This is a genomic window from Streptomyces sp. NPDC050738, from assembly GCF_040654175.1.
Lineage (GTDB): Bacteria > Actinomycetota > Actinomycetes > Streptomycetales > Streptomycetaceae > Streptomyces.
Window position 1 is genome coordinate 772,763 of the sequence record NZ_JBFAHN010000002.1, and the last position, 19,322, is coordinate 792,084.

General features: G+C 70.3%; 19 protein-coding genes. 10 read left to right on the top strand and 9 right to left on the bottom strand.

Annotation, left to right across the window (positions count from 1 at the left end; all coding sequences use genetic code 11):
* The first annotated feature begins 11 nt into the window (after window positions 1-11).
* Window positions 12-740, top strand: a complete 729-nt coding sequence (locus AB0H78_RS07645) for a GAF and ANTAR domain-containing protein (protein WP_363233340.1) — start codon at window positions 12-14, stop codon at window positions 738-740.
* Here AB0H78_RS07645 and AB0H78_RS07650 read toward each other — a convergent pair.
* Window positions 737-3,040 (bottom strand): LuxR C-terminal-related transcriptional regulator, encoded by a 2,304-nt coding sequence (locus AB0H78_RS07650; RefSeq protein ID WP_363233341.1) that lies wholly within the window; start codon window positions 3,038-3,040, stop codon window positions 737-739. The genes AB0H78_RS07645 and AB0H78_RS07650 overlap by 4 nt on opposite strands.
* Window positions 3,041-3,243: 203 nt before the next feature.
* Between AB0H78_RS07650 and AB0H78_RS07655 the strand changes: the two genes are divergently transcribed.
* Window positions 3,244-4,326: an RNA ligase gene (locus tag AB0H78_RS07655; protein ID WP_363233342.1), complete on the top strand. Its 1,083-nt coding sequence runs from the start codon at window positions 3,244-3,246 to the stop codon at window positions 4,324-4,326.
* Complete coding sequence (locus AB0H78_RS07660) at window positions 4,326-5,231, top strand: AAA family ATPase (protein ID WP_363233343.1); 906 nt, start codon at window positions 4,326-4,328, stop codon at window positions 5,229-5,231. The genes AB0H78_RS07655 and AB0H78_RS07660 overlap by 1 nt, the downstream gene beginning before the upstream one ends.
* On the opposite strand, the gene AB0H78_RS07665 is transcribed toward AB0H78_RS07660, so the two are convergent.
* Window positions 5,207-6,058 carry a methyltransferase domain-containing protein gene (locus AB0H78_RS07665; protein WP_363233344.1) on the bottom strand — a complete coding sequence of 284 codons (852 nt, stop codon included), beginning with the start codon at window positions 6,056-6,058 and terminating at the stop codon, window positions 5,207-5,209. The two genes, AB0H78_RS07660 and AB0H78_RS07665, sit on opposite strands and share 25 nt — an antisense overlap.
* 86 nt (window positions 6,059-6,144) lie before the next feature.
* Here AB0H78_RS07665 and AB0H78_RS07670 point away from each other — a divergent pair, with 86 nt between their 5' ends.
* From AB0H78_RS07670 to AB0H78_RS07680, 3 genes are read left to right on the top strand one after another with little or no spacing between them, the layout of a single operon-like run.
* Entirely contained in the window at window positions 6,145-6,717 is a 573-nt protein-coding gene (locus tag AB0H78_RS07670; RefSeq protein ID WP_363233345.1) for a dihydrofolate reductase family protein, read from the top strand.
* A gap of 17 nt (window positions 6,718-6,734) precedes the next feature.
* On the top strand, window positions 6,735-7,343 hold the full coding sequence (locus tag AB0H78_RS07675) for a hypothetical protein (RefSeq protein WP_363233346.1): 609 nt from the start codon (window positions 6,735-6,737) through the stop codon (window positions 7,341-7,343).
* Window positions 7,344-7,345: 2 nt separating this feature from the next.
* A complete protein-coding gene (locus tag AB0H78_RS07680) occupies window positions 7,346-8,038 on the top strand; it encodes a class I SAM-dependent methyltransferase (RefSeq protein WP_363233347.1) in 693 nt (230 codons plus the stop codon).
* Here AB0H78_RS07680 and AB0H78_RS07685 read toward each other — a convergent pair.
* Window positions 7,996-8,385, bottom strand: a complete 390-nt coding sequence (locus AB0H78_RS07685) for a signal peptidase I (protein ID WP_363233348.1) — start codon at window positions 8,383-8,385, stop codon at window positions 7,996-7,998. The genes AB0H78_RS07680 and AB0H78_RS07685 overlap by 43 nt on opposite strands.
* A 183-nt stretch (window positions 8,386-8,568) precedes the next feature.
* Between AB0H78_RS07685 and AB0H78_RS07690 the strand changes: the two genes are divergently transcribed.
* Window positions 8,569-9,441: an RNA-binding protein gene (locus tag AB0H78_RS07690; protein WP_363233349.1), complete on the top strand. Its 873-nt coding sequence runs from the start codon at window positions 8,569-8,571 to the stop codon at window positions 9,439-9,441.
* Window positions 9,414-9,587, top strand: coding sequence for a S1 RNA-binding domain-containing protein (locus AB0H78_RS07695; RefSeq protein WP_363233350.1), 174 nt, complete (start codon window positions 9,414-9,416; stop codon window positions 9,585-9,587). Before AB0H78_RS07690 ends, AB0H78_RS07695 begins: the two co-directional genes overlap by 28 nt.
* A gap of 3 nt (window positions 9,588-9,590) precedes the next feature.
* Here AB0H78_RS07695 and AB0H78_RS07700 read toward each other — a convergent pair whose 3' ends face one another.
* The 4 genes from AB0H78_RS07700 to AB0H78_RS07715 all read right to left on the bottom strand — a co-directional run bounded on the left by AB0H78_RS07700 (window position 9,591) and on the right by AB0H78_RS07715 (window position 14,496).
* A complete protein-coding gene (locus tag AB0H78_RS07700; protein WP_363233351.1) occupies window positions 9,591-11,225 on the bottom strand; it encodes an extracellular solute-binding protein in 1,635 nt (544 codons plus the stop codon).
* A gap of 56 nt (window positions 11,226-11,281) precedes the next feature.
* Complete coding sequence (locus AB0H78_RS07705; RefSeq protein WP_363233352.1) at window positions 11,282-12,229, bottom strand: carbohydrate ABC transporter permease; 948 nt, start codon at window positions 12,227-12,229, stop codon at window positions 11,282-11,284.
* Window positions 12,226-13,140, bottom strand: a complete 915-nt coding sequence (locus AB0H78_RS07710; RefSeq protein ID WP_363233443.1) for an ABC transporter permease subunit — start codon at window positions 13,138-13,140, stop codon at window positions 12,226-12,228. Before AB0H78_RS07710 ends, AB0H78_RS07705 begins: the two co-directional genes overlap by 4 nt.
* A 216-nt stretch (window positions 13,141-13,356) precedes the next feature.
* Complete coding sequence (locus AB0H78_RS07715; protein ID WP_363233353.1) at window positions 13,357-14,496, bottom strand: ROK family protein; 1,140 nt, start codon at window positions 14,494-14,496, stop codon at window positions 13,357-13,359.
* 99 nt (window positions 14,497-14,595) lie between these two features.
* Here AB0H78_RS07715 and AB0H78_RS07720 point away from each other — a divergent pair, with 99 nt between their 5' ends.
* Window positions 14,596-17,478: a glycoside hydrolase domain-containing protein gene (locus AB0H78_RS07720; RefSeq protein ID WP_363233354.1), complete on the top strand. Its 2,883-nt coding sequence runs from the start codon at window positions 14,596-14,598 to the stop codon at window positions 17,476-17,478.
* Window positions 17,479-17,487: 9 nt separating this feature from the next.
* Here the strand turns inward: AB0H78_RS07720 and AB0H78_RS07725 are convergent, their stop codons facing one another.
* Complete coding sequence (locus tag AB0H78_RS07725; protein WP_363233355.1) at window positions 17,488-18,141, bottom strand: DUF4389 domain-containing protein; 654 nt, start codon at window positions 18,139-18,141, stop codon at window positions 17,488-17,490.
* A 55-nt stretch (window positions 18,142-18,196) separates the two neighbouring features.
* Between AB0H78_RS07725 and AB0H78_RS07730 the strand changes: the two genes are divergently transcribed.
* Complete coding sequence (locus tag AB0H78_RS07730; RefSeq protein ID WP_363233356.1) at window positions 18,197-18,646, top strand: VOC family protein; 450 nt, start codon at window positions 18,197-18,199, stop codon at window positions 18,644-18,646.
* Here AB0H78_RS07730 and AB0H78_RS07735 read toward each other — a convergent pair.
* Window positions 18,583-19,317 carry an AraC family transcriptional regulator gene (locus tag AB0H78_RS07735; protein ID WP_363233357.1) on the bottom strand — a complete coding sequence of 245 codons (735 nt, stop codon included), beginning with the start codon at window positions 19,315-19,317 and terminating at the stop codon, window positions 18,583-18,585. The two genes, AB0H78_RS07730 and AB0H78_RS07735, sit on opposite strands and share 64 nt — an antisense overlap.
* Between the last annotated feature and the right edge of the window lie 5 nt (window positions 19,318-19,322).

Genomic DNA, 19,322 nt, shown 5'->3' on the forward strand with positions numbered 1-19,322 from the left:
GGGAAGACCCCATGTCCACGCCGGACCAACGGCTGGCCAATGCTTTCGTGGCACTGGCCGACACCCTGGAGCACGTCCGCGACCTCACCCACTTTCTCACCGTCCTCACGGAACGCAGCGTGGAGGTGCTCGGCGTCGACGCGGCGGGCGCGGTGATCGTCACCGGACATCCGCAGGTCGTGCGGGTCGCCGCGTCCGAACCACGGGTGGCACAGCTGGAGTTGGAGGCCACCGACTGGCAGGAGGGGCCCGCCTGGGACTGCCGCCGTTCCGGGGTGATTCCCGAGACGGTGATGGACGGGATGGTGGCTCGGCAACGCTGGCCGAAGTACACCGCACGGGCCCGTGCGGTGGGCTACGCCCGGGTCGTGGCGCTTCCGCTGCGGCTGCGCGAGGAGTCCGTGGGCGCGCTCGTCCTGCTGCGCAACGAGCATGAGCCGCTGGGCGCAGACTTCCTCGCGCTCGCGCAGTCGCTGGCCGATGCCGCGACCATGGCTCTGCTGCGGGAGCGCGATCTGACCGCGAGCCGGCTCCTGTCCTCCCAGCTGGAACAGGCGCTGACCAGCAGGATCGTCATCGAACAGGCGAAAGGTGTGCTCGCCAACCGTCTGACGCTCTCCATGGACCAGGCCTTCGAGCTGATGCGCGGTTACGCCCGCTCGCACCGGCGCAAGCTCGCCGAGGTGGCACTCGATGTGGTGGAGGGGCGGCTGCGGCCCGGGGAGCCGGACACCCCCTAGGCGGCGGCGCTGCCCTCTGCGAGCGCTGCGATCTGGGCGCGGGACGAGAAGCCCAGCTTGGCCAGGATGTGTTCGACGTGGGCGTCGGCCGTGCGCTTGGAGATGACGAGACGCTCGGCGATCTCGCGGTTGGTCATGCCCTGAGCGACCAGGGCGGCGACCTCGCGCTCGCGCCGGGTGAGGTTGTCGGCCGACGCCGTGTCCGAGAGCGCGGGCAGGGCGGCCGTCGGGCTGTCGGCGCCTGCGAGGGCCAGCTCCACGGCACGGTCCAGGGGCAGTTGGGCGCCCTGGGTGAAGAGGCGGTGGTACTCCTGGTCGCCCAGTTCGGTCCGTACGGCGGTCTCGATACGGGTGTGGTCGTCGGCGTACAGCGCCACGCCCACCATGGGGGAGCCGACCGTACGCCACAGCGCTCCGGCCGCCCCGAGCAGCCAGGCCGCCTCGGTCGGGCGGCCCAGATCGGCGGCGCACCAGGCCAGCAGCTCAAGGCTGTTGGCGGCGCCGAACATCTCCCGGACCTCGCGGCTGGTGGCGAGGCCCGCGCGGGTGAGGTCGATGCAGCGCGCCGCGTCTCCTCTGGTCCAGGTCGCCATGGCCTCGAAGATCATGATCTGGCCGGTGGCGATGCACTCCCCCGAGTCGGTGCCGATCAGCAGGCGCGCCTCGGCCGCTTCGTGCATCGCCGCGTCCGGCTGGCGCAGCAGGGCGTGCATGTACGCCTTCTGGTAGCGGTAGATGAGCAGGTACTTGCGGTCGCCGAGCCGGGTCAGGAGCTTCAGGGATTCGGCCATCATCGGCGCGCCCGTCGCCTCGTCGCCGAGGAGCCAGGTCACTGCTCCGACGTACGCCGACGACAGCGCGAAGTCGCCTTGTGCGCCCGCCTTCCCGGCGACCTCGCGGGTCTCCTCGAAGGAGGCGAGGGCCGGCTCCAGGTCGCCCTGGGTGAGCGCGATGAGGCCGCCCCAGAGAAGCGCCGCCGAGCGTTCCTCGCAGGCCTCCGGCTCGGCTTCGAGCCCCTTGGCCAGCCAGTAGCGGCCTTCTTTGGAGAGCCCTGCCGTGATCCACACCGGCCAGAGGCCCGCGGCCATCCACAGGGCGGGGCGGATGCCGTCGGGGCGGGAGAGGGAGTATTCGAGCGCGCTGCGCAGATCGGCGATGTCACGCGTCAACTGCCAGTACAGCGGCACCTGTTCCGCGGTGAGGATCATGATCTGGAAGTCCAGGACGCGGGCCAGGAAGTGGTCGCGGTGCAGCCGGCGGCAGCGCTCCTGCTCGCCCTCCATCGCGGCGCACTGGTCGGAGCCGTACTCGCGGATGGTGTCCAGGAGGCGGTAGTGCGAGCCGTCCTCGCTGTCGCGCAGCACCACCGATTTGTCGACGAGCCCGATGAGGTGCTCGATGATCTCGTCGCGCGGCAGGCCCTCGCCGGAGCAGACCTCCTCGACGGCCGTCAGGTCGAAGGGGCCCGCGAAGACGGAGAGCCTGGCCCAGAGCAGGCGTTCCTCGGCGGAGCAGAGTTCATGGCTCCAGTCGATGGCCGTACGGAGCGTCTGATGGCGTGGGAGGGCCGCGCTGCGGCGCCCGCCGGTGAGGACGCGGAAGCGGTGCTCCAGGCGGGCGGTCAACTGGGCGAGGGGGATGGCGCGGAGCCGTACGGTCGCGAGCTCGATGGCGAGGGGGATGCCGTCGAGGCGGCGGCAGAGCGCCAGGACGTCCGCGCGGTTGGTGTCGTCGACGGTGAAGCCGGGGACGACGGCGGCGGCGCGCTGGGCGAACAGCGCCTCGGCGTCGGACTGCTGGAGCGGCTGGATGGCGAGGGTGTGCTCGCCGGGGACGTCGAGCGGCTGACGGCTGGTGGCCAGGACGGTGACGCCTGGGGCCTCGCGGAGCAGCAGGTCGGCGAGGAGCGCGCAGGCGTCCAGGAGGTGCTCGCAGGTGTCGATGACCAGGAGGAGGCGACGCTCCTGGAGGTGCTCTATGACGATGTCGAGCAGCGGCCTGCCGGCCTGCTCGGGCAGGCCGAGGGCATGGGCGATGGTGTGCGGGAGGAGCTCGGGGTCGTGCAGGGCGGACAGCTCGGCGAGGACGACCCCGTCGACGAATTCACCCTTCAGAGCGAGTGCGGTGCGCAGCGCGAGCCGGCTCTTGCCGACTCCGCCGGGGCCCACGAGGGTGGTGAGCCGGTGGTGGACGACCAGGTCGCGTACCCGGGCGAGCTCGGTCGAGCGGCCCACGAAGCCTGTGACCTCGACGGGAAGCTCGCCGGTGCGCCTGCTGTAGCCCAGTGCGCCAAGTGCCATGTCGCTCCCCGCGGTTGGCCGCCCTACATGTCGCCTCTCCCAGCGTACGGTCTTGTGGGCTGTCAAGGTCGGTGGTCTGTAAAGCCACGTCAGTTCGGCGAGAGGACGATGGCTGCCCTGGCGGGCGGTGAAATCCTGATGCGCCGCGCGCTGACCTGCTGTCATGATCGGCGGGTCCCCTTTCGGCGCTATCAGGAGCCCCCGTGCACCCCCACCTCAATGACCTCGTCGACCCCGATCTGCTGGCGCAGTCGATCAGCGCCGGCTACGTCCGCGAGCAGGTGCACCCCTCGCTGCCCTATCGGATCCTGAATTACACCGAGAAGGCCCAGTACGAACGGGTTTGGGACACCGTGACCCGTCAGTGCCGAGGGCTGATCGTCGACGCGGACGGCCGGGTCCTGGCGCGCCCGTACGCGAAGTTCTTCAACTACGCCGAGCACCCGGCCGGTTCCTTCGCACTCGACGCCCCGGTCATGGTCACCGACAAGCTCGACGGCAGCCTCGGCATCCTCTACCCGACGCCGGACGGCCACGCGGTCGCGACCCGTGGCTCCTTCGCCTCCGACCAGGCTCAGCATGCGACGAAGCTCTGGCAGGAGCGGTACGCCCCGGCCGTGGAGCCCGCGCCCGGTGTCACGTACCTCTTCGAGATCATCTACCCGGCCAACCGGATCGTCTGCGACTACGGCGGCCTGGACGACCTGGTGATGCTCGGCGGCGTGGAGACCGCGAGCGGCACGCCGGTAGCCGCCGACGCGCTGCCGTGGAGCGGCCCGCGTGTGACCACCTTCGGTTACGGCACGCTGCGCGACGCCCTGGCCGCCGAGCCGCGCGGTGGCGCGGAGGGCCTGGTCCTGCGCTTCCCCGACGACGACCACACGATGATCAAGATCAAGCAGGACGATTACGTCGCCCTGCACCGGATCGTCACCGGCCTCAACGCCCGGGGCGTCTGGGAGCGCCTCGGCGCGGGCGAGGAGACGGCCGCGATCTGCGACGGGCTTCCCGACGAGTTCCACGACTGGGTGCGGGGTGTCGCCGCCGACCTGACGGCACGCCGCGACGCGGTCCTGGCCTCGGCGCAGGCCGAGCACCGTCGTATTCTCGGCGAGCTGGCCGAGGGGTGGGAGCGCAAGGAGTACGCGGCAGCCGCCGCCCGCTCCCCGTACCGCGCCTGGCTGTTCCTGCTCCTGGACGGTCACGACCCGTCGGCCCGGATCTGGCACACCCTGCGACCCACCGGCGACTCCCGCCCCGTCAACACCTCTGAGGACACGGCCTGATGACCACCCTGCATTTCACCCGCGGCCTGCCCGCCAGCGGCAAGTCCACGTGGGCGACCGCCTGGACCGCCGAGGACCGGGCGGGCCGTGCCCGGGTCAACCGTGACGACCTGCGCGCGATGCTCGACTCCGGCGAGCATGTGAAGGGCGTGACGGAGCAGCGCGTCATGGCCGTACGGGACGCGGCGATCCTGCGGCTGCTCGCCAAGGGCTACGACGTGGTCTGCGACGACACCAACCTGCCCCAGCGCGTCGTCCGCGACCTGGCGAAGCTCGCGGCGAAGGCGGGCGCGGGCCTGGAGGTGCACGACTTCACGGACGTGCCGCTGGAGGTGTGCATCGAGCGGGACGCGGCGCGGGAGCGCACCGTCGGCGAGGAGACGATCCGCGCGCTGCACCAGCGTTTCCTGGCGGGCCACTCGCTGCCGCTGCCGCTGCCCGACGAGGCTCCGGCGGCTTCGCCCGTACGCAAGTACGAGGCGAAGCCGGGCACCCCGAAGGCCGTCCTCGTCGACATCGACGGCACGACCGCGCTGATCACCAATCGAAGCCCCTTCGACTCGACGCGGGTGCACCAGGACCTGCCCAACCGTCCGGTGATCGAGGTGGTGCGCGCGCTGCAGGCGGCGGGCCACCGGGTCGTGTTCCTGTCCGGCCGTACGGACGACTCGCGTGCCGCGACGGAGAGTTGGCTGGCGAAGCACGTGGGCGTGGTGTACGACGGCCTCCACATGCGCGCCTCCGGCGACTCGCGGAAGGACTCCATCGTCAAGATCGAGCTCTTCGACGCGCATGTGCGCGAGGTGTACGACGTGACGTGCGTCCTGGACGACCGCAACCAGGTCGTCGAGGCATGGCGCGCGATCGGCCTGACGGTGCTTCAGGTGGCGGAGGGCGACTTCTGAGCGGGCCCTTGAGCGGGCTTGTGGGCGAGGGCTCCGAACATCGTGACGGACATGTGCAGTGCGCCGTGCGCGGCGGCTTCGGTGAGGTCGGCGTAGAGCAGGTCGCGCCGCTTCTCGTCGATCAGTCCTCTGCGCACGGCCGACTCGGCGAGCATCCGGATCAGCGGCCAGGCAACGGAGTTGTGGTCCTGCAGAAGCGCCTGGGAGCCGCGGTCGTCGACGACCAGACCTGCGGCCGACAGCTGGCCGGTCAGCTTGCGCCCGGCGTACGGGTTCGCTGCCGCCGTCAGCGTGGCGGAGGTGAGCACGGCGACGGTCTCGGGGTCCCCGGGGTGCAGGATGGTCGTCGCCCAGTCCGTGTCCAGCAGGACGGCGCGGCCGCCGGGCCTGAGCACCCGGGCGATCTCCGCCACGGCCTGCTCGGGATCGGACAGATGCTGCAGGACGCGCTCGCACCACACCACGTCCACGGAGGCATCGGCCAGCGGCAGGGCCGACGCCTCCCCTGCCGCGAACCGGCCCGTGCTGCCCGCCTCGGCGGCACGCCGCTCGGCGAGCGCGCGCAGACCGGGGTTCGGCTCGATGCCGAGCGCGCTGCCCTTGTCGGTGACGGCGGCGGCAAGGTCCCTGACCACCGTCCCCGTACCGGAGCCGATGTCGACCGCCGCCTCGCCCGGGCGGGCGTCCAGCGCCGCGTGGGCCCAGGCGCGCAGGCGCCGTACACCGTCGGCGGAATCCTGCGCGTCGAGGGCCGCTGCCAGCCGGTCCACGTCGGCGGTGGTGACGTTCTGGGCGTTGAACTCCGAGGTGGGCCGCGTTTTTCCCATGCCTGGCAGATTAGACCGATGACTTTCGCCGCGCACCGCGGTCAGAGATCATGACAGCAGCGACACAAGATCCCAAGGAGCTTCACATGCGCACTCTCATCACCACGGCTTTCGTCTCTCTCGACGGTGTCGTGGAGGCCCCGGGCGGCGAGCCCGGCTACCGGAACTCCGGGTGGACCTTCAAGGACATGGAGTTCCTCCCCGAGGCGTTCGAGATCAAGGGCCGGGAGCAGCAGGAAGCGGCCGCGATGCTGATGGGACGGGTCAGTTACGAGGCGTTCAGCCCGGTGTGGCCCGCCATGGAGGACTTCGCCGACTACAAGGCGATGCCGAAGTACGTCGTCTCCACCACCCTCGACGAGAAGGATCTGGTGTCGAACTGGGGCGAGACCACGATCCTGCGCTCGCTCGACGACATCGCGGCGCTGAAGGAGACGGAGGGCGGCCCGATCATCGTGCACGGCAGCGCCTCCCTGAACCAGAGCCTCTCGGACGCGGGCCTCATCGACCGGTACCACCTGCTCGTCTTCCCGCTGCTGCTCGGCGCGGGCAAGCGCCTGTTCAGCGGCACGGACAAGGACACCCAGAAGCTGAAGCTGGTCGAGCACGAGGCGTACGCCAACGGCCTGCAGAAGAATGTCTTCGACGTCGTCCGCTGAGCAGGCATGATCGTGGCATGTCACCTCGCCGCATACTCTCCCTCACCCTGGCTGTCGCCGCCTCGGCCGCGCTCCTGACAGCCTGCGGAGCGCGGGCCGAACCCACGGCGCACGACGGCCCCCTGACACCGTCCGCCGTCGTGTCCTCGCCGTCGTACGCGCCGAGGCCCGAATGTGCCAAGGGCCGCGCCTCCGGCAGCACGCCTTCGTCGTCACCGTCGCGGTCCGCGACGACGGCTTCGGGCGGCGGCGCGAGCCCGAAGAATCCGCACTATGACGAGAACCACGCGTATCGCATGGCGGGGGGACTCAGCGCCGATGCGCGGGCTGCCGGAGAGGCCACCGTGCGCCTGATCCGTCCCGCTCTGGAGTCGATACGCAAAGACAAGCGGTACTCCGAGAAGGACGTACGGACCGTCCTGGCCACGTGGGGCTGCGGCGAGGACAACGGCCTTTCCGTCAGCTCCGGTTGGCCGCAGTACGAGCGGGTGTTGTTCTCCTTCCACAACGGCCACGCCTGCATCTCCGCCGAGATCACGCCGAAGGGCGTGGCGACCCAGGTCCACGGCGCCTATGCCGAGCCCGACCCGGCCGGCCCCTGCGTGGAGAACAGAGGCGGGCACTGAGCATGGGCAGCCTGAACGGCCCTGCGCCGGAGCCCGGCAGCGCTCCTGATGTCGTACGGAGCTGGGACGCGCGCGCCGACCTCTACCTCCGCCTCTTCCGGCACGAATGGGACAGCAAACCCTTCGACCAGGCGGTCCTGGCGGAGTTCGCCGGGCGGGTCGGCGCCGGCGGCAGAGTCTGCGACGCCGGCTGCGGCCCCTGCGGCCAGGTGACGGCGATGCTGGCCGGGCACGGGCTCGACGTGCTGGGCATCGATCTGTCGCCGCGCTGCGTCGAGTTGGCCCGCCGCGAGAAGCCGGGTTGCCGGTTCGAGGTGAGGGACCAGCAGGATGTCGGGCGGGCCGCCGCGCCGGGGGTTCTGCTCGACGGGCTGGTCTCGTACTACTCGCTCCACGACCGGCCCAAGAGCGAACTCCCCGCCACGCTGGCCGCCTGGTCCGCGGCGATCCGCCCGGGAGGCCAACTCCTGATCGTGGCGAAGGAAGGCACCGGCGACGGCGTGGTGGACGATCCGCTGGGCACCGAACTCCGTGTCTACTGGGCCGAGTTCACCGAGTGGGAGCTCCATAGCGCGGCCGAGGACGCAGCCTTCCGAGTCGACGACATCACCGTCCGCGAGGCGTACGCCGACGAGATCCGTACCCGGCGGATCTACCTCTCGGCGACGCGGCTCCCTGACTCCGGCACCGCATAGCCGGGAACGGAGGGCCACCGCACCGTCAGCACCACCGACTCCTCCTCGGCGAACCAGGAGTGATCGACGCCGTGGCCCCAGACCACGTAATCGCCCTGCTGCTCCAACAGCACACTGCGGCCAGGGATTTCGACGCGGAACCGCCCGCTGATGAGTACGAGAAGAGCGGTCCGCTCCTCACCGCGGACCCATTGCGCCCGCTCGTCGCCGACCGGGTGGACACCCCACTTGATCTCCACGTCCTCGCTGTGGCGGGGATCGCCGGAGTCCTTGAAGTGCCCGAGGATCCACCCCCGGTCCAGTGCCGCATCCTTGCCCGCATTGCCCACATACACCCTGTCGTTCACACCTGCGGACGCTAGCAGCCGTCCGGGGGCGGCTTCACACGTACTCTCGTCGGCATGAGCGATCATGTCGGCGGGGCGCCTGCGCTCCCGTACGTCTACCAGGTCGCCAAGTAGGATCCGGCCGACCGCGACGGGCACGGGGCGTACACCGGTACCGAGGACTCGGTCAGCGATCACGGGCCGGTGGAGGCCGCCTATCTGCAGGCCGTGGCAGCGCTCGCCACCGCGACCGGTGTCAGCAGCCTGACCGTGCGCGAACCGGGCGTGGCCGGCTTCGTCCACTTCGGCCTGGAGCCCGCCGTCGAGGGGTACGGCTCCGCGTTCTGCGTATTGGAGGCAGAGGGCCTCTTCGACGTCCATGTCGGGTGGGACCAGTACGTGTACGTCAGCAGTACCCGGCCCAGTACGGAAGCGCTGGACGAGATCCGCGCCCTGGGTCTGTTTCCCGAACGGATCGACGCCTCGCCGTACGACACGGAGGACGACGACGACGGCGAACAGCGGCCCGCCGATGACGACTTCTGGGCGCGGGTCCGGTATCTCTGCGCAGGCCGCGCTCTCCTCCTCGAAGAGGGATACGTCAGCAACGCGTCACGCTGGCACCGCCTGACGCACGACAGCATCGACGCCGTACGCGCCCAACTGGCACCCCGCGCCCGGCTCACCGTCTGGCCGGACCTCTCCCCCGATGTTCCGGCCGTGCTCGACAGCCTCCCGCCCGACGACCTCGTCGAATTCGTCTGGGAGGACGAGAACGGGCACATCGGCGGCGTGGTCGTCGACGACACCCAGTACGCGGAGCTGACCGCTGTGATCTCCGGCGCGCGCGCCGCAGCCGTGATGTCCATGAATGTCGATGACCGCCCCCCCTCCTCACCGCGGTCCTGCCCGACAACGACGGTGTGCTGCGCGCCCGTTGGAGGACAGAACCCGCCCAGAGCGACCGGGACTGGGCCTTCATCAAGACCTTGCGCCGGGGGCAGATCCGCACGGGCACGGTGGTGGCGATCGGAACTAGCGTCACGCTCGTGGACATCGGCGGATTCACCGCGATGATCAATCTTCCCGAACTGTCTTGGCAGCACGTCGACTTCCCGACCGACATCGTTGCCGTCGGTCAGGAAGTCACGGCCCAGATCCTCGACGTCGACATGTCCAGAGAACGCGTATCCCTCACGCTGAGAACGGGTGGCGCCGCGTGAAGGTCAGGAGCCCGCGGCGATGGCCTTCTCGTACTCGTGGCGCATCTGGTCCAGGCCCTTGGACTTCCAGTCCGACCAGAAGGACTTCCACTCGCTGATGTTCTTGCGGCCGGCGACGATGTCGTTGACCAGGTCGTTGGCGTCGGTCGACATCTTCGGATAGTGCTCGGTGTAGCCGTCCGAGTAGAAGCCGACGGTCGGGTTCAGGGCGATCATCGGGACGAGCTTCTGCTCCACCGCGTAGATGTCACGGACGTCCTGGGCCTGCGCCTCTCCCTGGAAGTCCGAGGCGATGAGCGCTGCCGGTGCGGTGGTCGCGGTGGCGAGGCCGCTGTGCAGGCCCTCCACTTCCGCCTTGCCGGTCTTCGTGTACTTCGGGTAGCCGTTGGCGTCGTAGGTGAAGTCCTCGTCCTTGGCGCCGAATTGGAGGAATTCACGCTCCTTCGTGCCGAAGGGCGCCGCCAGGTAGTTCAGTACCTCCAGGAGCATCTTCACGCGCTCCGGGCTGCCCTTCTTGACCGCCGTGTACCCGATGGTTCCGAGGTGGCGGGCGTGCTTCGGGGCCTTGCCGCCCGCACTGAACGGGATGAGTATCTCGATCGCGAGTTCCGGGTCGATGGCCCGGATATCGGCACGCGCACCCTTGGGATTCGCATGCACGCAGGCGCCGATGGTCCCCTGGGCCATCTTGATGTACGCGTCCGCCATCTCCGGGTCGCCCGGGTAGAACACTCCGGCCTTCTTCAGCTTGATGGCGAAGTTGAGCGCCTCCGCGTACTCGTCCGTCTCCATCCAGAAGGTCAGCGAACCGTCCTTGTTCTGCAGCCACCTGTTCGGGGCGCCGAAGCACTGGCTCAGTACGCTCACCGCGTTGACGTAGATCGGCTCCAGCGCCCAGGTCTTGCCGCCCGTCACCTCCTTGCACTTGGACAGGAACTCCTCCGGGCTCGTCGCCGAGAAGCCGTCCGCCTTCCCCCAGACCCGCGGATTCCCGCCGTAGACCTGGCCGAAGGCCGGGTACGGGCTCGGGGCGCCCCAGATCTTGCCGTTCACCACGGCCGTCTTCCAGTGCGCCGGCTGCATGTTGGCGAGGTTGGGGTACGCCTTGACCGCGTCGCCCGACAGCAGCTCCGTGAGGTCCGCGCACTTGGCTTCCAGGAGCTGAGCCACGTGCTGGATGCCCTGGTTCGGCGGGATCCACATCAGGTCGGGCAGGTCGTTGGCGGCGATCGTGGCGGAGAACTTGTCGGGGTAGCCGGGGTCCGAGCCGAGGATCGCGTTGAGCTCGATGCCCATCTCCTTGCTGAGCGCGTCCCAGTACGCGTTGGAGCCCTTCGGCTTGGGCGGGGCCGTCCACATCTCGGTGAGGACGGTGACCTTCGAGCCGTCGCCCGGCTTCTTCGCGACGCTCTGCACCAGGCTCTTGGGGTACGTGAGGAAGCCCGCCGACAAACCCTGCGCGTTGGGCGCCAGGTCCGGCTTGACCTTGTCGAAGGGGACGTACGTCGGGAGCTTGACCTTCGAGGACGCGGCCTCGGTCTTCTGGTTCGCCTTGCTGCCGCAGGCGGTCAGCAGCGGGGTGGCGACCGCGCCGGCCGCCACAGCGGTCGACAGGTTCAGGAAGGAGCGTCGGGACATTCCAGGCATCGGAGGACTCCACGGGGAGGGAGGGGAGGCAGGAGGAAAGGGAGGGGTCAGCCCTTGATGGCGCCGGTGAGCACGCCCTTGGTGAAGTACTTCTGGAGGAAGGGGTACAGCGCGAGGATCGGCAGCAGCGCGAGCATGACGACCGCCATCGAGATCGACTGCTGGGGCGGCATGTGCGCGATGCCCAGCTGGTCGGCGTTGAGCTGCTTGCTCTGCACCACGTACGTACGGAGCACGAGCTGGATCGGCCACTTGCCGGTGTCGTTGAGATAGAGCATCGCGTTGAAGAAGGCGTTCCAGTACGTGACCGCGTAGAAGAGGCCGACCACCGCGATGACGCCCTTGGAGAGCGGCAGCACGATCCGGGTGAGGATGCGCCAGTCGCCCGCGCCGTCGATGCGGGCGGCCTGGTAGAGCTCCTCGGGGATGTTCATGAAGAACGCCCGCATGACGACCAGATTGAAGGCGTTGACCAGGCCCGGGAGGATCAACGCCCAGTAGGAGTCGAGCAGTCCGAGCTCCTTGACCAGCACGTACATCGGGATCATGCCGGGTGCGAAGAGCAGGGTGAAGAGCACCATCAGCAGGATCGGCTTGCTGCCGGGGACCCCGCGTTTGCTCAGTGCGTACGCGAGGGTGATCGTCGTGAGGAGCGAGAGCAGCGTGCCGGTGATGGTGATCGCCAGGCTGACGAGTACGGCGCGGGTGACGATGCCGCCGGAGAGGATCGTCGAGTACGCCTGGAAGGTGGGCTCCGTCGGGAAGAGGACGAAGCCGCCTGCCGCGTTGATCTCCTTGCGGGAGGCCAGCGAGGTGGAGAGGACCGTGACGAAGGGGAGCATCATCACGATGACGAGGACCGTGATGACGACCGCCTTGGCGCCGGAGCCGAGCCTGCTGGGGGGTTCTTCCCAGGCCGGGCGCTGATCCTTGGCGCTGCTGCGGCGGCCGCGTTGGACCGTGAGGCTCGCGCGGGGGCGGGTGATGAGGCTCATTTGCTGTAGACCCCCTGCTCTCCGAAGGCGTGGGCGAGGCGGTTGGCGCCCCAGATCATCAGCGCGCCGATGACGCCCTTGATCAGGCCGGCGGCGGCGCCGATGCTCCAGTCGCCGTACACGACTCCGTGGTAGTAGACGTAGGTGTCGAGGACTTCGGCGGCCCGGGGGCCGACCGCGTCGCGCTGGAGCAGGAACTGCTCGAAGCCGACCGAGAGGACGTCGCCGAGGCGCAGCACCAGGAGCATGATCGTGACGCTGCGGACGGCGGGCAGCGTCACGTGCCACATCCGGCGCCAGCGGTTGGCACCGTCGACGGCCGCCGCCTCGTACAGGGACTGGTCGACATTGGCGAGCGCCGCCAGGTAGATGATCATGCCCCAGCCGATGTCCTTCCAGATCACCTGGGCGGTGATGAGGAGGGGGAAGGCGTGCGGGTTGGTCATGATGTCGAGCGGGTCCATGCCGTGGGCGCGCAGGAAGTTGTTGAGCAGTCCCGCGCCGCCCAGGACCTGCTGGAAGAGCGCGACCACCAGCACCCAGGAGATGAAGTGCGGGAGGTAGACGATGCTCTGGACGAACCGTCTGACCTTGCTCCCGACCAGGCTGTTGACCAGCAGGGCGAGGGCGAGCGGGGCGGGGAAGTACAGGACCAGCTGGAGGGCCGCGAAGAGGAGGGTGTTGCGTACGGCCTCCCAGAACGCCGCGTCGGCGAAGAGCTCCTGGAAGTTGGCGAAGCCGACCAGCGCGCTGTCCTTGAAGCCGATGAACGGCTGGTAGTCCTCGAACGCGACGATGTTGCCGAGCATCGGCACGTAGAAGAACACCAGGAAGAACAGCACGCCCGGGGCCATCAGGGCGAGCATCACCCAGTTGTTGCGCAGTCTGCGGCCCAGCGGGGCGCGGACGATGAGGGCCCGGCCGTTCCGGTCCTGTGTGCGGGCCGTGGGCCTGCGGTTCTCGCTCGCGGCGGGCGTGGATTCCGGGCGCCGCTCGGTTTTGAGGGATATCAAGCGCTGCTCCTGGACCGTGGCACGGGAGATTAGAAAAGCAACTTCCCTAATTAGGTGGCCACATCATGGGCGCAGCGACAGAACCCGTCAACCCCCGGTCCACGGCGGGCGAGTTCAGGCGTGAGCGGTCTGTTCCAAGTACTCCAGTGCCATCCGAACCGCCCCGGTTACGGTCGATTCCTCGCCGAGCGTGGAGGTACGTACCTCGGGCGGGCGACGGCAGTTGGCGTCCAGCTGTGTGGCCAGTGGCTCGCGCAGCACCCCTCCCGCGCGGGAGACCCCGCCGCCCAGGACGACCAACTCGGGATCGAGGACGGCGACATGGGTGAGCAGGCAGTCCGCGAGCCCTTCGGCGAAGGCCCGCAGCGCGTACCGCGCACCGCCGTCGCCCGCATCGGCTGCCGCGACGACGGCGCGCACCGCGCTGTCACGGGTCGGCGCCTCCGCGCCCTGGTGACCCGCCGACCAGTCCATCAACCGCTGGTAGGCGTCGGCCCACGGCTTGAAGGGCAGCAGCTCGCCCGCCGCGGCGTGATGACCCCGGTGCAGCTGGCCGCGGAGCCAGAGACCGATTCCCGGGCGATTGCCCACGTAGAGGTAGATGCCGTCGCGGACACCGGTCGCCGCTCCCCCGGTGAATTCGGCGAGCGTCGCCAACTGGATGTCGTTGCCCACGAGTACGGGCCCCGGGGCGCATCCGGCCAGCTCCCGGGTCAGGTCGAGCCCGGTCCAGCCGGGGAGCACCGTGGAGAGGGTGACCCGCCCGGAGGGGTCCACCATGCCGGACGTCCCGATGCCCATGGCCAGCGGCCTCGCGTCCGGCGACCGCTCCAGGCAGGCCGCCACCGCGTCCCGTACGGCGCGCAGCCTGCGGGCCGCGGTCAGGTCCGGTGTGACCACCACCCGGTGCGCGGCAACCGTCCTGCCGCGCAGGTCGGCGACGTGCACGAGCACCTTGTGCGCACCGATGTCCACGCCGACCACATGTCCCGCCTCGGCATGGAAGCGGAAGCGCCGGGCAGGCCTTCCGGCGCCGGCCCGCGGTCCCTCGCCTCCGGAGCGGAGTTCCACCACCCGCCCCTGTCCCAGGAGTTGGAGCAGCACGTCGTGCGCGGTGGGTCTGGAGACTCCGATCATGGCGGCGAGTTCGGGTGCGGTGAGTTCCTCGTGTTCGCGCAGCACACCCAGTGCGGCAGCCGTGTTGAGCCTGCGCAGCAGCGACGGGTCGCCGCTCAGCGTCCGCTTCTGATCCATGTGCACCCCTTGACAGTCGTCCGGGGCCCACCGGAGGGTGAGCCGGAGCGATTGCGAAACTTACCTAATAAATAGCGCCCTTGAGGGAGCGGACAACACATGGGTGAGACCGGCCACCCCGAACTCGACTGCGGGATCGCAGCCTGGGACAACGACGTCTACGGAAACCATCGCATTCTCGTACGGGTCATCGCCGCCGCCCCCGCGGTGGCGGCCGAACTGCCCTGGAGACGCCACGACCCCCACCCCGAAGCGGTCGACCTGGTCGTCCTCGCCCCCTCGGGCCGCCGGATACGCAATGTCGTACGCACCGAAGCGACCGCAGACCGTGGCCGCATCGTCTTCGAACCCGTGGAGGGGCCGGGCGCATACGCCGTGCACTATCTGCCGTACGCGCACACCGGCAACCCGCACTACCCGCAGTCCGAGTACCGCCGCCCCACGTCCACCGCCCACCCCGCCTGGGTGCAGCGCTGCGGCCTGCGCGCCCCCGAAGCCTGGCAGGCGCTGCCCCGGGCGGAGGCCTTCCGCTACGAGGCGGCGAGCGCCGTCGACTCCTTCGCCCCGCTCGGCTTCGCCGCCACCGCCGCCGAGACGGCCGCCCTCACCGCCGCCCACCACGGCGAGCCCTTCCTGCTCTTCGCCGAGGACCGCGCCCATCCGCTGGCCCCGGCCGCGTACATCCCCGCACGCTGGGCGCTCACCGGCCCGTTCGCACCCTTCAAGGGGACCGCCTGCCGCGGGGAGTTCTACGCCCTGCAGACCGGGGTCCACGCCGTACGCCCGCTGACCGGGGTGCGTGCCGAGATCCGCGGGCTGCCGTTCCCGGTCCGCGTCCTCACCCAGGGCGGCACCGACGCCCGCGGCGAGATCTTCGAGAAGGACATCGCGATCCCCGAGGGGCGGCTGCGCTCGCTCTGGTTCGGAATCGACGTCCCGACGGACGCCGTTCCCGGGGCGTACGAGGGCGAGATCGCGGTCCGGGCCGACGGCGCGCCGGAGCGGACCCTGCCGGTGCTGATCAGTGTCGGCGAGGACGCCGTCGAGGAGCACGGCGCGGGCGATCCGGCGCGTCTGGCCCGGCTGCGCTGGCTGGATTCCACGCTGGGCCAGGACGACGAGGTCGTACCGCCGTTCACTCCGGTCGAGGTCCGCGGCCGTCAACTCGCCATCCTGGGACGGACGGTGGAGCTCGGCGCCGACGGCCTGCCCGCCGGCATCACCTCCGCCTTCACCTCCGGCGTGACCCGTGCCGACGGCCCGCCCCGCCCGCTGCTCGCCTCCCCCGTCACCTTCACCGTGGGCCGTCCGCTCGCCTACGGCCCGCTCACCGTCGACCTCGCAGGGCCGGCCCGCGCCCGCTGGCACACCGAGGCCACCGGGGACGGCCTGCGGCTGCGTACCGAGGGCGAGTTGGAGGCCGACGGCTTCCTGCGGATCCGCACCACCGTGGAGGCACCGGCCGACACCGAGCTCGACGTGACCCTGGACGTCCCGGTCCGCGCCGAAGCCACGCCCTTCGCGATGGGGCTCGGCCTGCGCGGCCAGGTCTGCCCCGAGAGCTACGACTGGAGCTGGCGGACCGCCGTCCACAACCAGGACGCGCTGTGGCTCGGCGGGCCGTCCGCCGGCGTACAGCTCTCGCTGCGCGACGAGCACTACGCGCGCCCGCTCAACACCAACTACTACCGCGAGAAACCCCTGCTCACCCCGCGCTCCTGGGCGGGCGACGGCGACGGCGGGATCCGGCTGCGCACGGCGGACGGGGCCCGCACCCTCACCGCGTACAGCGGCACGCTCCACCTGGCGGCCGGCGAGAGCCGCTGCTTCGAACTGCGCCTGCTGCTCACCCCGTTCAAGCCCATCGAGCCGGGCCGCCAGCTCGCCGAGCGCTATTTCCACGCGTACGCCGACCCGGCCGAGATCGCCGCGTACGGCGCCAATGTCGTCAATCTGCACCATGCGACGCCGCCGAACCCGTACATCAACGACCCCCTCCTGGCGGCGGACGCGCTCCGCGCCTACACCGAGGACGCCCACCGTGAGGGCATCCGCGTGAAGGTCTACGACACGGTGCGCGAACTGACCCGCCGGACACCGGAGTTGCCGGTCCTCGCCTCGCTCGGCGACGAGGTGATCGCACCGGGCCCCGGCGGCGGCCACGCCTGGCTGCGCGAGCACCTCGGGGACGGCTATGTGCCCGGCTGGGTGGCGCCCGACATCGGCGACGTCGCCGTCGTCACCTCGGGCGACTCGCGCTGGCACAACTCCTATGTGTGCGCGGTCGGCCGGCTGCGCCGCCACGTGGGGGTCGACGGCCTCTACCTCGACGACGTGGCTTTCGACCGTACGACGATGAAGCGCGTCCGGAAGGTCCTCGCCGCAGCGGGCGACACGGCGCCTCTGATCGACCTGCACTCCTGCAACCAGTACCGGGAGGCCGACGGCTTCGCCTCCAGCGCCAACCTCTACGCCGAGCTGATGCCGTACACCGACCGGCTCTGGCTGGGCGAGCTCTTCGACTACGAGGGCACGGACCCGGCGTACTGGCTGGTGGAGATCTCCGGCATCCCCTTCGGCCTGATGGGCGAGATGCTGGAGGGCGGCGGCAACCCGTGGCGCGGGCTGGTCTTCGGGATGACGGCGCGCGCCCCGATGACCGATGTGCGCCCGCTCTGGCAGGCGTTCGACCAGCTGGGCCTGGTCCAGGCCGAGATGACGGGCTGGTGGGCGGAGGACCTGCCGGTCCGTACCGGCCGCGACGATGTGCTCGCGACCAGCTGGCGGGGTCCGGGCCTGGCGGTCACCGCGATCGCCTCGTGGGCGGAGGGGCCCACCGAGGCCGTGCTGACGGACGGTTCGGGCGACCCGGTCGCCGCGTACGCACCGGAGATCGCGGGCTTCCAGCCGGAGCGGCACTTCGCCGCGGGCGAGCCGGTCCCGGTGGAGCCCGGGCGCGGCTGGCTGCTCAGGGTGGAGTGAAGGGAACGGTCAGCTTTCGCTCTCCCCCTGGTCCAGGCGGAAGGGCGGATAGGTGTCCGTCATCAGGAAGGCGTACGCGGCGACCCGTGCCGCCCACCGGTGCACGCCGATGTTCAGGTCGTACATCCCGCGCGGGTAGCGGCCCGTGAAGAGCAGGGAGATGCCGGCGAAGAAGGTCAGGGCGGCGGCGAGGCCGCCCGAGCCGGACAGGTAGGAGCCGCCCGCGAGCATCGAGACCAGGATGTACTGCGGGATGGCCAGCAGCCACCACTTCACGAGGACCAGGCCCCGGGAGAGCGGCTGTTCGGGGTAGGCGATCTCCAGGTGGGCCGGGTAGTCGGGTACGTCGGCCAGTGTGAAGGGCGGATAGCGGTCGGTGCCCAGGGTGCCGTAGGAGTAGTAGGAGACCCGCCAGCCCCAGCGGAGCACGCCGACGTTGAAGTCGAAGAGGGCGCGCGGGTAGCGGGTGGTGAACAGGATCGCGAAGAAGGCCACCACCGTCACGAGGAAGAAGGCGATGCCCAGGAGAGCCATCACGATGTAGTGCGGAATCGCCAGGAGCCACTTCACCAGCCAGAGCCAGCGGGAAAGCGCGTGCTCGCTGCGGGCTTCGAGCCTGACGGGGCTCTCGGGGCGCTCGGTGGGTGCTGATACGGACGTCATGCCGATCATCTCCTTGCCGGTTCGGGGAACCGGCCCACCCTTCTCTCTAGGGGCGATGTCCGTTTCGTACAAGACCGGGCGGCGACGTTCCCCTTACGTTTCCGGCATGACTCCACAACTTGACGCCATCGGCATCGTGACCAGCGACATGGCTGCCTCGCTCGCCTTCTACCGGCGGCTCGGGATCGACATCCCGGCCGATTCGGACGCACAGCCCCACGTCGAGGCGACTCTGCCGAACGGGCTGCGCGTGCTCTGGGACACCGAGGAGACGCTGCGCTCCTTCGACCCCGCGTGGCAGCCGCCGGCGACCGGGGCGGGACGGGTCGGTCTTGCCTTCCTCTGCGGCAGCCCACGTGAGGTGGACGAGGTGTACGAGGCCCTGGTCGGGGCGGGTTATCGCGGTCACCTCAAGCCGTGGGACGCCGTCTGGGGACAGCGCTATGCGACGGTTGCCGACCCTGACGGCGGCGAGGTGTCGCTGTTCGCGGCCAGTGCGGCATAGCCGCTGAGGGTCATGCCGGCCAGGTCCCGCATCTCGCGCGCGAGGTGCGCCTGGTCGGTGCACCCCGCCGCGAGAGCGACCTCGGCGTACGGCATGCCGTCGGCGGCGAGGGCCAGCGCGCGCTGGAGGCGCAGGATGCGGGCGAGGGTCTTGGGTCCGTACCCGAACGCGTGCAGCGCGCGCCGGTGCAGCTGACGGGGCCCGAGTCCGACGGCATCGGCGGTGGCATTCACCGGACGTCCCGCGGAGAGGTGCGCGACGACCGCCCGCAGCAGCGGCTCCGGAGGGCCGGCTTCCGCGGCCCGGCGCAGGGCCACGGCCTCCAGGGCGGCGGCGGGGTCCGGGGAGGCGTCGACGCGCTCGGTGAGGCGGCGGGTGTGGGCGGCGGGCCAGAGCTCGGCCAATGCGACGCGCCGGTCGCGGAGTTCATACGCGGGCACGCCCAGGAAGCCGGGTCCCGTGCCGGGCGCGAAGCGCACTCCGGCGATCCGGCCCGGGATGCCGCTCGGTGCGTGGGCCCGGGTGTCGGGGCCCGCGACGAAGAGCCTGCCCTCGGTCCAGAGCAGATCCATACAGCCGTCGGGCAGCACGGGATACTCCGGGCCCGCGCGGCCCGGCGTCCGGGACCAGAGGACGGCCCCGTCCAGATGCGAGGGGCGCTCGCTGTACATGCCTG

Excerpts from the sequence above, each read along its gene's own strand:
- AB0H78_RS07670 (WP_363233345.1), top strand. The coding sequence starts at position 6,145 with ATGCGCACTCTCATCACCACGGCTTTCGTCTCTCTCGACGGTGTCGTG.
- AB0H78_RS07735 (WP_363233357.1), bottom strand. The coding sequence starts at position 19,317 with ATGTACAGCGAGCGCCCCTCGCATCTGGACGGGGCCGTCCTCTGGTCC.
- AB0H78_RS07665 (WP_363233344.1), bottom strand. The coding sequence starts at position 6,058 with ATGGGAAAAACGCGGCCCACCTCGGAGTTCAACGCCCAGAACGTCACC.
- AB0H78_RS07645 (WP_363233340.1), top strand. The coding sequence starts at position 12 with ATGTCCACGCCGGACCAACGGCTGGCCAATGCTTTCGTGGCACTGGCC.
- AB0H78_RS07730 (WP_363233356.1), top strand. The coding sequence starts at position 18,197 with ATGTCCGTTTCGTACAAGACCGGGCGGCGACGTTCCCCTTACGTTTCC.
- AB0H78_RS07720 (WP_363233354.1), top strand. The coding sequence starts at position 14,596 with ATGGGTGAGACCGGCCACCCCGAACTCGACTGCGGGATCGCAGCCTGG.
- AB0H78_RS07725 (WP_363233355.1), bottom strand. The coding sequence starts at position 18,141 with ATGACGTCCGTATCAGCACCCACCGAGCGCCCCGAGAGCCCCGTCAGG.
- AB0H78_RS07705 (WP_363233352.1), bottom strand. The coding sequence starts at position 12,229 with ATGAGCCTCATCACCCGCCCCCGCGCGAGCCTCACGGTCCAACGCGGC.
- AB0H78_RS07675 (WP_363233346.1), top strand. The coding sequence starts at position 6,735 with ATGTCACCTCGCCGCATACTCTCCCTCACCCTGGCTGTCGCCGCCTCG.
- AB0H78_RS07650 (WP_363233341.1), bottom strand. The coding sequence starts at position 3,040 with ATGGCACTTGGCGCACTGGGCTACAGCAGGCGCACCGGCGAGCTTCCC.
- AB0H78_RS07715 (WP_363233353.1), bottom strand. The coding sequence starts at position 14,496 with ATGGATCAGAAGCGGACGCTGAGCGGCGACCCGTCGCTGCTGCGCAGG.
- AB0H78_RS07680 (WP_363233347.1), top strand. The coding sequence starts at position 7,346 with ATGGGCAGCCTGAACGGCCCTGCGCCGGAGCCCGGCAGCGCTCCTGAT.
- AB0H78_RS07700 (WP_363233351.1), bottom strand. The coding sequence starts at position 11,225 with ATGTCCCGACGCTCCTTCCTGAACCTGTCGACCGCTGTGGCGGCCGGC.
- AB0H78_RS07660 (WP_363233343.1), top strand. The coding sequence starts at position 4,326 with ATGACCACCCTGCATTTCACCCGCGGCCTGCCCGCCAGCGGCAAGTCC.